Consider the following 14,729-nt stretch of genomic DNA (forward strand, 5'->3'; position numbering starts at 1 on the left):
ACGCAAATGAATTTTTTGTGACAGTTTTATCATGCGCTAATCAGTTCAAAATGCCAGTTAATTTTCTGCCATGCTAAGGTTTCTTCGTCCAATAGATAGTGAGATTGAGGATATTTCGTTGCCCATGATTTTGGCAGTGTCAGTTTAAAACTGTTGTTGTTTAATGCTAACTGTATACCGCGCAGATTCGGCATTTGTCGTGCATGGCATAAAATGACAGCCAGCCGCATACAGATTAGCTGCATGACAAATACTCGGTCAGAAAAGTCTGCTTCTAGTCGTTTCAGCTTCCCGCGGTGACCTAAAATAATTAAGCTTAAGCAATGCAATTCACTTTGTGAGAAGCCAACAGGTTCTGTGTGATCTAATATATAGGCGCCATGCAAATGAGCATCTACTGGAGAGATAACGCCACCGATTTCATGCAGAAGTGCTGCCCAACGCAGTTTACGCGCATGTTTAAAACGTTCACCGTCTGCAAATGTAACGTTTTCGCCGATTTTTTCAAACAATTTTTCAGCGACTTCAGCAACCGTTTTTGCATGTGTTTCATCTACATCAAACTTACGTGCTAAACGTTGGATAGAAGCGTTTCTTAAATCTAACATGTCGTTCTCACGTGCTAACATGTCGTAGAGTAGGCCGTGGCGAAGGGCGCCTTTGGCTACATTTAGCGTATCAATGTTTAAAAACTCAAACACAGCAATTAAAATTGATAGACCGCCACCAATGACGGGTTTGCGATCTTCTTTTAAACCATTCAGGCGTAGTTTGTCTGCGTAACGTGCTTTCAGTAACTCTTCACGTAACCAATATAAACTTTCTTTGCTGACAGAGTCTGCAGGTTTTCCATATTGCACTAGCACGTCGGCAACAGCACCGACTGTCCCAGATGCACCATACGCAATATCCCAATGCTGATGGTTAAAGTTTTCACCTAGGGTTTCAAAAATAGATTCAGCAGATATTTCTGCACGTGTGAATGCTTTCTCTGTAAACTCACCATTGGCAAAGTGTTTAAGTGACCATGCAACTGAGCCTACGTGTAAAGATGCTGTATGTGTCGATTCAAAGCCATGACCAAGGATAAACTCAGTTGATCGTCCTCCAATATCGATGACTAATCTTTTTTCGTCCGATTGTGGAAGAAAGCGGCTTACACCTTGATAAATAAGGCGAGCCTCTTCAACGCCAGAGATAACCTCAACTTCAAAGCCGAGTGCTTTTTTCGCGAGTTTTAGAAAATAGTCACGGTTGTTCGCTTCTCGTAATGTTTGCGTAGCAACAGCACGCACATGTGTTGCATCAAAACCTTGTAAGCGCTCACCAAACCTAGATAAGCAACGAATACCACGTTCAATCGCCTCAGTGGTCAAGTTACGGTCTTCATCTAGGTCGCCACCCTGACGCACAGCTTCTTTAATGTACTCTACTCGTTCAATATGGCCACTATCTAGTCTGCCAATTTCAAGTCTAAAGCTATTAGAGCCTAAATCGATTGCAGCGAGTAAAGCTTTATCTGCGGGTGGGTTGCTGGATTGATTGTTCATAAATGATGAGGAGTTTTTGAGCGAGTTTTATGTAAAACAATAATACTGTTTATTTGGTGATTATAGTTTGAAACTTTAGTGACAATTTCTAAATTTATTAATAATTGATAAAGTCATCAAGCATATTGCTTGAAAAATTGTGAGTAATCCCCACATACCAACTATTGTTTTTCATTCTTAACATTAGGAGCTTAATTTATGTCCACTGCGACAGCACAACAAGAAATTCATCCAAAAGAGTCAATGGCTTTTCAAGCTGAGGTGAAACAACTGTTACAGCTAATGATTCACTCTTTGTATAGCAATAAAGAAATTGTATTGCGTGAGTTGATTTCAAATGCATCTGATGCGGCAGATAAATTACGTTTTGAAGCATTAGCGAATGGTACGCTATATGAAAATGACAGTGAGTTAAAAATCCGTCTGGCTTTTGATAAAGAAGCGCGCACCTTAACCATTACTGATAATGGCATCGGCATGAGCCGTGACGAAGTGATTGCAAACATCGGCACCATAGCGAAATCAGGCACTAAAGAATTTTTTAATGGACTCACTGGCGACCAAGCCAAAGATGCTAACTTAATCGGCCAGTTCGGTGTGGGTTTCTATTCAGCATTTATCATTGCAGATAAAGTAACATTGACGACGCGACGTGCTGGAGCAACAGAGGCTGTTCGTTGGGAGTCTGCTGGTGAAGGTGACTTTACGATTGAAGCTGCAGATAAAACCAGCCGCGGTACTGAAATTACCTTGCATTTGCGTGAAGGTGAAGATGAGTTCTTAAGTGACTGGAAATTAAAGACCATCATTCGTAAATATTCAGACCACATTACGTTGCCGATTGTGATGAAAAAGTCTGAATGGAAAGATGGCGCTGAAGTGGCGACCGATGAAGAAGAGACTGTTAATAAAGCTTCAGCATTATGGGCGCGTAGTAAAAACGATATTACAGAAGAAGAGTATCAAGAGTTTTACAAACATGTGTCACATGATTTTGAAAACCCGTTAGCCTATACGCATAGCCGTGTAGAAGGTAAGCAAGAGTATATTTCGTTACTCTATGTGCCTAGCAAAGCGCCGTTTGATTTATATGACCGTGATCGTCGTCATGGCATTAAACTTTATGTGAAGCGCGTATTTATCATGGAAGACGCTGAAAAGTTGATGCCACAATACCTACGCTTTGTTCGTGGGGTGATTGATACCTCTGATTTGCCATTAAATGTCTCGCGCGAGATTTTACAATCAAGCCGTGATGTGGATGCGATTAAAGCTGGTTCAGTGAAAAAAGTGCTTGGTTTGTTAGAAGACATGGCCGAAAACAAACCTGAAGATTACGCTAAGTTTTACCAAGAGTTTGGCCGTGTACTCAAAGAAGGTCCAGGTGAAGATTTTGCTAACAAAGATAAAATCGCTGGCTTGCTACGCTTTGCCTCAACTAAGGCGGATACTGATGTTCAAGAGGTGTCGTTTAAAGATTACATCTCACGCATGCAGCCAGAGCAAGATGTGATCTACTACATCACAGCAGATAGCTTTGCAGCAGCCCAACATAGCCCGCACTTGGAGATCTTCCGTAAAAAAGGCATTGAAGTATTGCTGATGAGCGACCGTGTGGATGAGTGGTTGTTAGGTAGCTTGACCGAGTTTGAAGGCAAAAAACTCCAATCAATCGCTAAAGGTGATTTAGATTTGGGTAAGCTCGAATCTGAAACTGAAAAAGAGATTCAGAAGAAAATCGAAGAAGAATCTAAAACCTTGGTAGAAAAAATCAAGCAAACATTGGGTAGCCAAGTAAAAGATGTGCGCGTGACGCATCGCTTGACGGACTCTCCAGCTTGCTTGGTGAGTGATGCGCACGACTTATCAGGTAATTTAGCGCGTATTTTAAAAGCGGCTGGTCAAAATGCACCAGAAAGTAAACCAATATTGGAAATCAATCCAACACATAAGCTGGTAAAACGACTTGAAACTGAATCTGCAGAAACTGTCTTTGCAGATTTAACACACGTACTATTTGATCAGGCGCTTCTCGCTGAAGGTGGTACATTGGAAGATCCTGCTAGTTTTGTAAAGCGTATGAATAGTTTGATTAGCTAAGCTGTTGTTATAAAAAACAAAAGCCGCCAAACGTAAGTTTGGCGGCTTTTTTATTGGTGTTTAAAATACATGACTGAAATGTAACATTCAAACATCTGTCATAAAGCTGGCTCATTTTTTGCTAAAATAACAATACCATTCAATAATTTAAGACTCACTCATATGAAAACGCCAGCCGAAACGAAAGCCAAACCTAAGAAAACCGTTAAAGCTAAGTCAGGCGCAATACCTAAACTTGCTCCAATTGACCAGGCTTTACAAAATCATTTGATATTTTCTAGCTTCAAGACTAGCGATGCAGCCACGCCTAGAGACTGGTATGACGCCGCAAGTTACACCGTGCGTGATCACGTGGTTGAGCGGTGGGTAAAAACAGCGGAGTCTTATTATCGTGATGATCCTAAGCGCGTTTACTACTTATCACTAGAGTTCTTAATTGGGCGCATGTTGAGTAATGCTGCACTAAACTTGGGCATCAGTGATGAGCTTAAGGCTGGAATGGCAACCTTGGGCCATGATCTAGAAAATACCATAGAGTTGGAAACAGATGCGGCACTAGGTAATGGTGGTTTGGGTCGTTTAGCAGCTTGCTTTTTAGATTCAATGGCAACGATGGATATCCCAGCTGCGGGATATGGTATTCGCTATGAGTATGGCATGTTCAGACAGTCCATTGAAAACGGACGTCAGGTAGAGAATCCAGATAATTGGCTACGTTACGGCAATATTTGGGAGTTCCAGCGCCCAGAGGCAACCTACAATATTAAATTTCACGGACATGTTGTTAAGTTTCCTAATGACAGAGGTGAAGAGGTTCAGCATTGGGTAGATGCAGAGCATGTGATTGCGATGGCACACGATGTACCTGTGCCTGGATATGGTACTGAAACAGTCAATAATTTGCGTTTATGGTCAGCCAAAGCGGCGCGCGAGTTTGACTTGAGCCATTTTAATGATGGTAATTACGAAAAAGCAGTTGAAGAGCGCAACGCAACAGAAAACATCTCAAAAGTACTATACCCTAATGACACTTCTGTACTGGGTAAAGAGTTACGACTAAAACAACAATACTTTTTTGTTTCAGCCTCTATTCAAGACATTTTGCGTCGATTCTTAAGCACACATGAGATTAAAACCCAAGATGACTGGAAGATGTTGCCAGAGAAAATTGCGATACAGTTAAACGATACGCACCCATCAATCGGTGTGGCGGAGATGATGTATCAGTTAGTGGATGTACACCAACTGCCATGGGCGTTTGCGTGGGAGCAAGTCGTCAAGATTTTTGCTTACACCAATCATACCTTAATGCCAGAAGCACTTGAGACATGGACAGTAGATTTGTTTGGCCGATTATTGCCGCGTCACCTAGAAATTATTTATCAAATCAACTACGAGTTCTTACACATGGTCAATCACCATTTCCCTGGTGATCCTGAGTTGTTAAGACGTGTATCGATTATCGATGAAGATCACGGACGTCGCGTAAGAATGGCGCATTTGGCAGTTGTTGGTAGCCATACGGTCAATGGTGTGGCTGCACTTCATAGTGAACTACTCAAAAGCACATTGTTTGCTGATTTTGATCGTATCCTTCCAGGGAAGTTGACCAACGTCACCAATGGGATTACACCACGCCGCTGGTTAAATCAAGCGAACCCTGGGCTCACCAATTTGATTGAAAAAGCGATTGGCGCTGAGTTTAAAAAAGACTTGGCACAAATTAAAAAAATTACGCCATTGGCTGATGATGCCGATTTTAGAAAAGCATTCGCACAAGTAAAGCTTGCAAACAAAAAACGTCTGGCTGCAAAAATCGAAGCTAAAACGGGAGTTAAGTTGAATGTAAATAGCTTGTTTGATGTACAAATCAAGCGTATTCATGAATACAAACGCCAATTACTCAATGTGTTGCATGTGATTACCTTATATAACCGTATTCGTCGAGGTGAACAAGGAATTACACCACGTACGATTATTTTTGGTGGTAAAGCAGCACCTGGTTATTGGATGGCAAAACATATTATTCGTTTGATCAATGACGTTGCTACTATCGTGAATGAAGATGTTGCCGTGGGTGATAAGCTGAAAGTGGTGTATTACCCTAACTATGAGGTTTCTGCCGCTGAGATTTTATTCCCAGGTAGTGATTTATCAGAACAAATTTCAACTGCAGGTACCGAGGCAAGCGGTACTGGTAATATGAAAATGGCCTTGAATGGCGCATTAACCATCGGCACGCTCGATGGTGCTAACGTAGAAATTAAAGAAGAAGTGGGTGATGAAAATATTTTTATCTTTGGTTTAACTACGCCGCAAGTCGCAGAGTTAAAGGCAAGTGGTTACAAGCCGCGTGATTACTACAATAACAATCCAGAGCTTAAGCAAGTGTTAGATATGATTGCGGATGGATATTTTTCTATCGATGAGCCAAATCGTTATCAAGTGATTGTTGATAATTTGCTGAATAATGACCAATATTTATTATTAGCAGACTACGCAAGCTACATTGAAGCACAAGAGCGCGTAGGTAAACTATACCAACATCAGGATGATTGGACACGTATGGCGATACTGAATGTAGCGAATATGGCTAAGTTCTCAAGTGACCGCGCGATTGGTGATTATGCTAAAAACATTTGGCATGTAACACCTCATACAAATGTTAAAGCTAAAAAATAATCAATCAAAAAACACTGTTGTTTCTGCTTGGTTACTTAAATAACCACTCATTGTTAATTCCGATTGTTTGTCGTAAGATTAAGCCAATATTGGGGCCTAATTTTACAATAAAGAACGGAGTAGCATATGCGTCACCTAGTAGCAATTTTTGGGTTTGTGTTGTTTGCAACGCATGCTAACGCGTTAAGTGTTAATGAGTTAACCAATGCGGAAGCAAGTGGTGGCTTAAAAGAAGCATTGATTCAGGCTGCAGGTAAAGCGGTTGGTCAACTAAGTGCCGTAGATGGATTCTTAGGCAATAAAGAAGTCAAAATTCCCTTACCGGAAACGATGCAAAAAGCGGAAAAAGCCATGCGCATGTTTGGCATGGGTAAACAGGCTGATGAGCTAGTACTCAAAATGAACCGCGCTGCCGAAGCGGCGGTGCCAGAAGCTAAAGCCTTGCTGGTTGATTCAGTTAAAAAGATGAGCGTTGCTGATGCCAAAGCAATTTTGGCGGGTGGAGATGACGCGGCCACACAATATTTCAAAAAAACCACTTCAGCGCCTATGGCTGAAAAATTTCTGCCCATTGTAAAAAAAGCGACAGAGAACGTGCAACTCGCTCAGCAATATAACAAGTTTGCAGAAATGGGCAGTAAGTTTGGCGTTGTCAAAAAGGAGCAGGCTAATCTTGAGCAATACGTCACACAGAAAACATTGGATGGTGTTTATTTGATGATGGCGAAAGAGGAGGCGGCTATCCGTAAAGATCCTGTAGGACAAGCAAGTAACTTACTTAAAAAAGTGTTTGGTACCCTGATTCAGTAAGTTAGGCGCAAAGTAACAGAAGGTAAAGCAGGGAGACCTAGAAAAGATGAGAGTTAATCCTGTTAAGTCCCCTACTACTTTATCAATTTGAATAATGAGTAAAATCAAGTCGCCAAAACTAAGTTAAGTATTGTGCATTTATAAATCTACTGATTAGCCATTTCTGCCCAAATCAAGGCCTCAGTTTGACAGATGGTGACCTGCGTTAAGCTCAATCCAACTTTGCATGATAAGTTTACTATCTGATCTTGATCAAAGGCTTCACAAGCAATCGCTAGCCCAAGATATGGCGCATATTTTCCGTTGTTATGTAGCAATGCTTCTACCACCAAAGGTGGAAGGTTCATCTGCTCAAGCACTTTATCCATAGGCAGGCGCAATAAAACATCGAGTAATGAAAAAATTCCTGTGATAAACAATTCATCTTGCTCGTTTTTAGAGAGTGAATCAGCAGCACATAATTCAGTAAAACGTGCACGTACTAATGCATTTTCCATTAGTGCTAAATCTAGTGGGTTGCTATTGCCACTCGTGAAAAGTAATAAGGTAAGCCACCGATAAAGACTTTGGCGACCAAGTATAAGAAGCGCCTGATCAATACTATTAATTTTGCCTGCCAAACCAAATCCAGCACTATTGATATAACGAAGGATTTTGAAAGATAAAGCAGGATCCTGTTTAAAGATTTGAACTAACTCAGTATTTTCAGCATCCTGCCGAAGAAGATTCAATAAATTAAGTATTTTAATACGTCCCGCGTCCAGCGCAGGTGCCTCCCACGCCTCCCTGTTAGTGATAAATGCCCCTTGAAAGTAACTAAAGGGTAATTTAGTACAAACATGGAACTCATCAAGCAACTTAACATTAATCGCAACCAAGTTTTTGTTCATTACTTGCTTGTTAACCTCATCAATTAAAGAATTGATTGTGGGCAAGTCATTAGCACCAATGTCGATCAAAACAAATTCGGCTAATTCTAAAAATGGCTGCAAATCAGGTAGCTTGAGATTCCCCTGCAAGCCAAAACGAAAACCTGCATTTTTAAGTGTGATAAGGCGAGTGAGATACTCACTACTGTTTTGCGTCAGCTCTTCAAGCGATGTCAGTACAAGGATAACCCCTTCTGTTGGTAACTTCTCAATGGGAGCACGCTTTAAAGAAGAAGGTAAAATTGGAATAAAAGCTAAACGTGACCCAAGTAGGCGTTTAATATCCATCCTGAGAATGCTTCCTAACAACACATCGTCATATAGATTACGCACCAACTCTGAAGACTTCCGCACGAGCTCGTTGACACTCCGAGTGAGTGTAAATGAATGCCCCACAACTTTTTGATCTTTATTTAAGACAGCTTCACGACAAACAAATGATGGCGTCGCTATATTTTCCTGAACTGGAAATTGTGATATTCCCACATTCTTTATTGGGGAAAGCTTATTGAGTTCAGCAAAATTTGCCTTATCTACCGCACTTTCTCTTTTTTTTGAATCTGGAGTGATCTGATTTTTCCTACCAGTTAGAAACTTAAAAAGAGAGCTCATCATCTGTAATATTCCTAAAACTTATTTAATGCATGATTGATATCGACAAAGGCCGATTCAACTTTGAGGTATAACGTCTGTAGACTAAATAAATATCTGATAAAGAGATTTAAATCCAAGCCATTTTCGATGTCGGCGATTTAATCATCGAATCGCGGTGCCAATTTCTTCATCATTAATCGTTCTGAAGTCTCTATTTTTTGAGAAGTGCTGTCGAATTAAACCATTTGTATTTTCATCTATACCATGCTCCCACTAATCATAGCGAGGCAAATAAAAAATATGGAATAGGCCACAACTGAAAGATTAAATTTAGGCAAACTAGACTATAAGGCTTAATCAAGCCTCGCTACAAATAGCATTACTATACCTAATGTTCCACAGCAAATCCTTAATATTGAATATTATCAATTGGTATCTGAGTAAATTAAATAGAAATACTTTTTTAATAAAGTTATTCTTGAATTAACTGCGCATATTTTGCCCGAATCTTTGCTGCTTTTGGTGCGGCGACTGCCATGCAATACGGTTGGTTGGGGTTCTTGTCAAAATAGTACTGATGGTAATCTTCAGCAGGGTAAAACACTTCAGCGGGGTTTACTTCAGTCACAATCGGGTTGGGCCAGATATGTTGCTGATTTAGTGCGGTAATCATATTAACCGTGGCGGTGCGTTGTGCTTCATTTTGGCAAAATACGGCCGAGCGATACTGCGTACCAACATCATTGCCTTGGCGGTTGGGTGTGGTGGGGTCGTGCGATACAAAAAATATTTCTAATAGTGTTTCAAAGCTGATTAAATCTGCATCGTAAGTGATTTGAATCGCCTCGGAGTGGCCTGTATCGCCATTGCAAATCTGCTTGTAGGTTGGGTTGGTGGTGTGGCCGCCGATGTAGCCTGATACGACTTTTTTTACGCCGTTCAGCTGGCTGAATACTGGCTCTGTGCACCAAAAGCAACCACCAGCAAATACTGCAATTTGTTCCTGACTCATGATGTAATCCTTATAATAATGCTTTGAGTGTTTAAGCTATATTTTATGCTTAGCGCTAATTATCCGCTGTGTTGTTAGTCCAAGTATCAGGCTAAACATTCATTTTTTCTCAATATTTCTCATCGCCATTATCCATGCAGTTAAACGCTTTATATGTAGATTTTAATTCTTACTTTGCTTCAGTTGAGCAGCAGTTGGTGCCTGAGCTTAGGGGTAAGCCTATTGGTGTGCTAGCTGTGATGGCAGAAACCACTTGCTGCATTGCTGCGAGTTATGAAGCAAAAGCGTTTGGTATTAAAACCGGTACGCTGGTCAGTGAGGCACGTAAGCTTTGCCCAGATATCATTTTTGTAGAGGCGAGGCCGCCTGTTTATGTGCAGTACCACCATTTTTTAATTGATATTGTAGAAAGCTGTACGCATGTAGAAAAAGTACTTTCTATTGATGAGATGGTGTGTAAGCTCACAGGTAGCCAACAGCAGCCAGAAAATGCACTTAAATTAGCAGCTAAGATTAAAGCATCGCTTGCGGAAAAAGCAGGGGATTTTATTCGATGCTCTATCGGCATTGCCCCTAATACTTTTTTGGCCAAAGTGGCGTCTAATATGCAAAAACCTGATGGCTGCGTAATGATAGAGCCACATGAGTTGCCTCAGCGTTTGTTTGGTTTGAAACTACGAGATTTAAACGGGATTGGAAAGCAGATGGAAGCGCGTTTAAACCGATATAAAATTAGTACTGTAGAACAGTTGTACGCAGCAAACCGTCAGCAGTTACAAGTAGCATGGGGTAGCGTAGAGGGGGAGCGCATGTATGATAAGTTGCGTGGTTTAGAGCCTTATTACGTTAAAAATGCGCGTAGCAGTTTAGGGCACTCCCATGTAATGCCGCCTGAACAGCGCAACGAAGTTGGCGTAAGGGCGGTGTTGCACAGATTGCTACAAAAAGCCTGTATGCGCATGCGAAGTTACGATTTGCTTGCTTCAAGAATTAGCGTTAAGGTGAAGTTTAGAAATAAGCCAAGCTGGCAAAAAGAAAGTGCGCTGTCTCCAACAGATAACACTTTAAGGCTGATTGAAGCACTAGAAACTTTTATGCAGCAGTATCCCAAAACTAATGCCGAACCTTATGCGGTAGGGGTGTCTTTTTCAGGCTTAGTCACAGCTGATGAAGTTGCGAGGGATTTGTTCCAAATTGCTCCGCTAGAGAGTGAGAAAAAGCTTAATCAGGCGATAGACACCCTCAATATGAAGTTTGGCAAAAATACCATTTACTTTGGCGGTGCGCATGAGGCGTTGAAAGATGCGCCGATGCGTATTGCGTTCAATCATATTCCAGACATTGATGTTGAAAGTGATGAGTAATGCCTTCATTCATTCCTTCATTAGGGTATTGGCTAAGTAAAATCATTAGTTACAAAGCGTTAACAATTACAGGTAAGCCAATTTAAAACAATCGCGTTATCTGATCATAGTCACCATCAATTTAATTTATGTAACTAGGTGACTTAATCAATGCTAGACATAGAGGAGAAGTAAAATGCGTAATGTTAAGTTTAACCTTGTCAATGGTATGCGTGTAACGATGGCTCTGCCTGCATTAGTTGCAGTGGTGTTTGCAACCCCTGCATTAGCTACTGATCAATATATTGATACTGCACGTGTGATTTCAGTAACGCCACAGACAGAGCGTATCAATGTGCCACAACAGGAATGTCGCACAGAATATCAACAGCAAAGTTACTCTCAAGGCGGAAGCTCAATCACAGGTGCGCTGATTGGCGGTATTGCAGGTGGTTTACTAGGTAATACTGTAGGTAAAGGCAGTGGTCGTGTTGCCGCTGCTGCCGTGGGTGCTGGTGTTGGTGCTATTGCCGGTGACCGAATTGCAAATAGCCGCCAAAATGTAGTGACACGTACCGTGCCAGTTCAAACTTGTTATCAGGTAGACCAATGGCAAACGGTCAATGCCGGTTACTTTGTTACTTACGAATACAATGGTAGAACATACAACACCGTAACGACTGAACATCCTGGCCGTTATGTAGATGTGAATGTTGCTATAGCACCAAACCGATATGCAGTTTCGCAAATTAGCTACCTTGCACCAGATCATCGTCGTGACGGTCAATGGAGAGGTCACCGCGCTCATGGAAAGCAAGATTGGAAAGATAATGGACGCTATAATCGCCACGACCGGGATGATCGTCGATATTACTGAGATAGACGTTTGAATAGCGTTGATGAGTATTTAATGTAGATAGGATTTAGCTGATCACGGACCTAGTAGCAATCAAGACTACTAGGTTTTTTTACGTCATTTACTCCATACAAGTGCTGTTGCAAGTAAAATTACTAACTAACCTAATCAATTGAAAATGACTGAGTGAAGCTTACTTTAGATTGTGTATCAACTGGACCGCTGTTCTCATTGCCCCACACTAGTGGGCTGGCATATTTGCTTTCCAAAGCGCATATTAGCTATGCACATTTACCCTTAGAAGCTTTGGTTTGTGAGCAACATCACCTAGCGCCAGTTCCAGATTACCCTATTGCTGCAATTGCTGCCGCTGAAGATGGGTTGGATGTCGGTAACGCTTATTGGCTACGCGCACATCCTGTCCACTTGATGTTGCAAAGGGACAGCTTCAGTTTAAGCGAACCTTGCCCGCTTCGTGTGACTCAAGAACATGCGCAAGCGATGATGCTGACTTTGAATCAGCATTTTAAACAGGATGGTTTGAATTTTTGCTTAGGTGACTCCGGAGCATGGTATCTCACTTTGGCAGAGTCGCCTCAAATTAAAACCGCATTACCCGCCATGGCGATGGGTAAAAATATTGCACATTTTATGCCGCAAGGTGCCAATGCTAGTCGTTGGGTTTCTTACCTAAATGAAGTGCAAATGTTGTTACATGGTCATCCAGCCAATGCAACGCGCGAGCAAGAGGGGGATGTTGTGGTCAACAGTGTTTGGCTTTCTGGAGGTGGTGCAATGCCAGCGCCATCAAATATGAAAGTTGGGTTTGATTGTTTTACTGGAGATGATATTTTTTATAAAGGGTTGGCTAAGCATTCTGGTGTTGTGTATCGGGCAGTATCTACATCTTTGCAAGACGCAATTTTACAATTGAGTAAGCAATCAAGTGTGCGTTTGCAGTTGGCGTATCAGACAATGCTGGATGATAATACCTTTCAAGTGTTACTTGATGGACTCAGAACGAAAAAAATTAGCCAATTAGTGATTAATTTGGCCTGTTATGAACAGACCCTAATTGCAAGAATTAAACCAATAGATTTTTATAAATTTTGGCGAAAAAGTAAACCGATGAGCGCATACCTAACATGACTTCGATTACTAAACGTAGCGCGCCAGTAGACGTCGTCCAAAGTCTGCAGTCATCAGGGCTCTCGCCCCTAATGTCCCATTTGTTAGCCGCACGCGGTGTGTCTAATGCTGCACAAACTAGTATTCATCTAAATGCCTTGCTACCACCCCAGCAGTTGACTAATAATCAGGCGATGGCTAAGTTATTGGCAGAAGCAATTAAGGCCAATAAAAAGTTATTAGTTGTTGGGGACTACGATGCCGATGGTGCTACAGCCACTGCAGTTGCTGTGAAAGGTTTGCGTATGTTTGGTGCAAACGTAGACTTCTTAGTGCCTAATCGTTTTGAATATGGGTACGGACTCACGCCTGAAATTGTGAAGCTTGCAGCAACACAAGCACCAGACATTATTGTGACAGTAGACAATGGTATCGCCAGTGTTGATGGTGTTGCAGTTGCTAACGCCATGGGGATGCAAGTATTGATTACAGATCACCATTTACCTGGGTCGCAAACGCCAGAGGCAGCATGTATTGTTAATCCTAATCAGCATGGATGTGCATTTTTAAGTAAAAATCTTGCTGGTGTAGGTGTTATGTTCTATTGCTTACTGGGCTTGCGAGCCGAGTTACGTGAGCAAGGTGCTTACCAATCAAAACCGGAGCCCAATTTAACAGAGTTATTAGATTTAGTCGCACTAGGCACAGTCGCCGATTTGGTTAGGTTGGATGAGAATAACCGCATTTTAGTGGAACAGGGCTTACGTAGAATCCGTGCCGGCGTATGTAGTCATGGTATATCAGCCATACTTAAGGTGGCAGGGCGAGAGCCATCAAAAGTGATGGCTCAAGATTTAGGTTTTTATGTAGGACCACGTCTTAATGCCGCAGGCAGGTTAGATGATATGACACTAGGCATTCAATGCTTATTAGCAGAATCAGAGAAAGATGCTGTGGTGCTCGCTCAGCAACTGCATGATTTGAACAAACAAAGACGCAGTATAGAAGCTGATATGCAACAAAGCGCTAATATCTCTCTCGATGACATTACCGTTGCCGACCAATACTCCATTAGTATTTACGAGTCGGACTGGCATCAGGGTGTGATTGGCATTTTAGCTTCACGGATTAAAGAACGTCATCATCGCCCAGTCATTGCTTTTGCCGATGGTGGAGCTGGACTGCTTAAAGGCTCCGGACGGTCAATTGCAGGCTTGCATCTGCGTGATGCTTTGGATTTGCTCAGCAAGCATCAGCCCGATTTGATATTGAAATTTGGCGGTCATGCCATGGCGGCAGGGCTAACCATCAAAGCTGAAGACTTTAACTTGTTCAAGTTAAGTTTTGAGGCTGTCGTTAAAAGTCTACTTACCGAGGCTGATTTAGAAGCAGTATTGGAAGTAGATGGAAGTTTGAGCGCGAGTGATATGACCTATGCAGTTGCTCAAACATTAGAAAATCAAGTATGGGGGCAGGGCTTTCCGCCACCTTTATTCTATGATGAGTTTGAAGTGGTGAATCAGCGTATTTTGGCTGAAAAGCATTTAAAACTCAGCTTGAAAGCCCGATCAGGCTCATCTTCAATTCTGATAGATGCCATTTATTTTAATCAAACACAGTTCCTAGATGGTCCGATTCTAGCGGCGTATCAATTGCAAACTAATGATTACAATGGCTCTCAAAAAGTACAATTAAATATCAGGCATGTAAACGTTTAAGGCCATC

At 41.7% G+C, this 14,729-nt stretch carries 10 protein-coding genes; 7 read left to right on the top strand and 3 right to left on the bottom strand.

Annotated elements, in window-relative coordinates:
• Positions 1-29: 29 nt before the first annotated feature.
• Positions 30-1,550 (bottom strand): Ppx/GppA phosphatase family protein, encoded by a 1,521-nt coding sequence (locus A391_RS0105185; protein WP_019897847.1) that lies wholly within the window; start codon positions 1,548-1,550, stop codon positions 30-32.
• A 198-nt stretch (positions 1,551-1,748) separates the two neighbouring features.
• Between A391_RS0105185 and htpG the strand changes: the two genes are divergently transcribed.
• From htpG to A391_RS0105200, 3 genes are all read left to right on the top strand, one after another.
• The gene (gene htpG, locus A391_RS0105190; protein ID WP_019897848.1) at positions 1,749-3,650 is read left to right on the top strand and encodes a molecular chaperone HtpG; all 1,902 of its coding nucleotides are present in this window, start codon (positions 1,749-1,751) and stop codon (positions 3,648-3,650) included.
• Between the two features lie 162 nt (positions 3,651-3,812).
• Positions 3,813-6,332 (top strand): glycogen/starch/alpha-glucan phosphorylase, encoded by a 2,520-nt coding sequence (locus A391_RS0105195; protein WP_019897849.1) that lies wholly within the window; start codon positions 3,813-3,815, stop codon positions 6,330-6,332.
• 126 nt (positions 6,333-6,458) lie between these two features.
• Complete coding sequence (locus A391_RS0105200; RefSeq protein WP_019897850.1) at positions 6,459-7,142, top strand: DUF4197 domain-containing protein; 684 nt, start codon at positions 6,459-6,461, stop codon at positions 7,140-7,142.
• Positions 7,143-7,288: 146 nt separating this feature from the next.
• On the opposite strand, the gene A391_RS0105205 is transcribed toward A391_RS0105200, so the two are convergent.
• Both A391_RS0105205 and msrA read right to left on the bottom strand, forming a co-directional pair.
• Positions 7,289-8,686, bottom strand: a complete 1,398-nt coding sequence (locus A391_RS0105205; protein ID WP_019897851.1) for an EAL and HDOD domain-containing protein — start codon at positions 8,684-8,686, stop codon at positions 7,289-7,291.
• A gap of 451 nt (positions 8,687-9,137) precedes the next feature.
• On the bottom strand, positions 9,138-9,677 hold the full coding sequence (gene msrA, locus A391_RS0105210; protein WP_019897853.1) for a peptide-methionine (S)-S-oxide reductase MsrA: 540 nt from the start codon (positions 9,675-9,677) through the stop codon (positions 9,138-9,140).
• Positions 9,678-9,811: 134 nt separating this feature from the next.
• Between msrA and A391_RS0105215 the strand changes: the two genes are divergently transcribed.
• From A391_RS0105215 to recJ, 4 genes are all read left to right on the top strand, one after another.
• On the top strand, positions 9,812-11,041 hold the full coding sequence (locus A391_RS0105215) for a DNA polymerase Y family protein (protein WP_019897854.1): 1,230 nt from the start codon (positions 9,812-9,814) through the stop codon (positions 11,039-11,041).
• 175 nt (positions 11,042-11,216) lie between these two features.
• Positions 11,217-11,897 carry a glycine zipper 2TM domain-containing protein gene (locus A391_RS0105220; protein WP_019897856.1) on the top strand — a complete coding sequence of 227 codons (681 nt, stop codon included), beginning with the start codon at positions 11,217-11,219 and terminating at the stop codon, positions 11,895-11,897.
• Between the two features lie 165 nt (positions 11,898-12,062).
• A complete protein-coding gene (locus A391_RS0105225) occupies positions 12,063-13,025 on the top strand; it encodes a hypothetical protein (protein WP_232416139.1) in 963 nt (320 codons plus the stop codon).
• The gene (gene recJ, locus A391_RS0105230; protein ID WP_019897860.1) at positions 13,022-14,722 is read left to right on the top strand and encodes a single-stranded-DNA-specific exonuclease RecJ; all 1,701 of its coding nucleotides are present in this window, start codon (positions 13,022-13,024) and stop codon (positions 14,720-14,722) included. Before A391_RS0105225 ends, recJ begins: the two co-directional genes overlap by 4 nt.
• The last annotated feature ends 7 nt before the right edge of the window (positions 14,723-14,729 follow it).

It is taken from the genome of Methylotenera mobilis 13 (assembly GCF_000384255.1).
GTDB classification, from domain to species: domain Bacteria; phylum Pseudomonadota; class Gammaproteobacteria; order Burkholderiales; family Methylophilaceae; genus Methylotenera; species Methylotenera mobilis_B.

What these genes read in the sequence shown, in the direction of transcription:
- htpG (WP_019897848.1), top strand. Translation starts at nt 1,749, where the DNA reads ATGTCCACTGCGACAGCACAACAAGAAATTCATCCAAAAGAGTCAATG.
- msrA (WP_019897853.1), bottom strand. Translation starts at nt 9,677, where the DNA reads ATGAGTCAGGAACAAATTGCAGTATTTGCTGGTGGTTGCTTTTGGTGC.
- recJ (WP_019897860.1), top strand. Translation starts at nt 13,022, where the DNA reads ATGACTTCGATTACTAAACGTAGCGCGCCAGTAGACGTCGTCCAAAGT.
- A391_RS0105200 (WP_019897850.1), top strand. Translation starts at nt 6,459, where the DNA reads ATGCGTCACCTAGTAGCAATTTTTGGGTTTGTGTTGTTTGCAACGCAT.
- A391_RS0105185 (WP_019897847.1), bottom strand. Translation starts at nt 1,550, where the DNA reads ATGAACAATCAATCCAGCAACCCACCCGCAGATAAAGCTTTACTCGCT.
- A391_RS0105205 (WP_019897851.1), bottom strand. Translation starts at nt 8,686, where the DNA reads ATGATGAGCTCTCTTTTTAAGTTTCTAACTGGTAGGAAAAATCAGATC.
- A391_RS0105195 (WP_019897849.1), top strand. Translation starts at nt 3,813, where the DNA reads ATGAAAACGCCAGCCGAAACGAAAGCCAAACCTAAGAAAACCGTTAAA.
- A391_RS0105220 (WP_019897856.1), top strand. Translation starts at nt 11,217, where the DNA reads ATGCGTAATGTTAAGTTTAACCTTGTCAATGGTATGCGTGTAACGATG.
- A391_RS0105215 (WP_019897854.1), top strand. Translation starts at nt 9,812, where the DNA reads ATGCAGTTAAACGCTTTATATGTAGATTTTAATTCTTACTTTGCTTCA.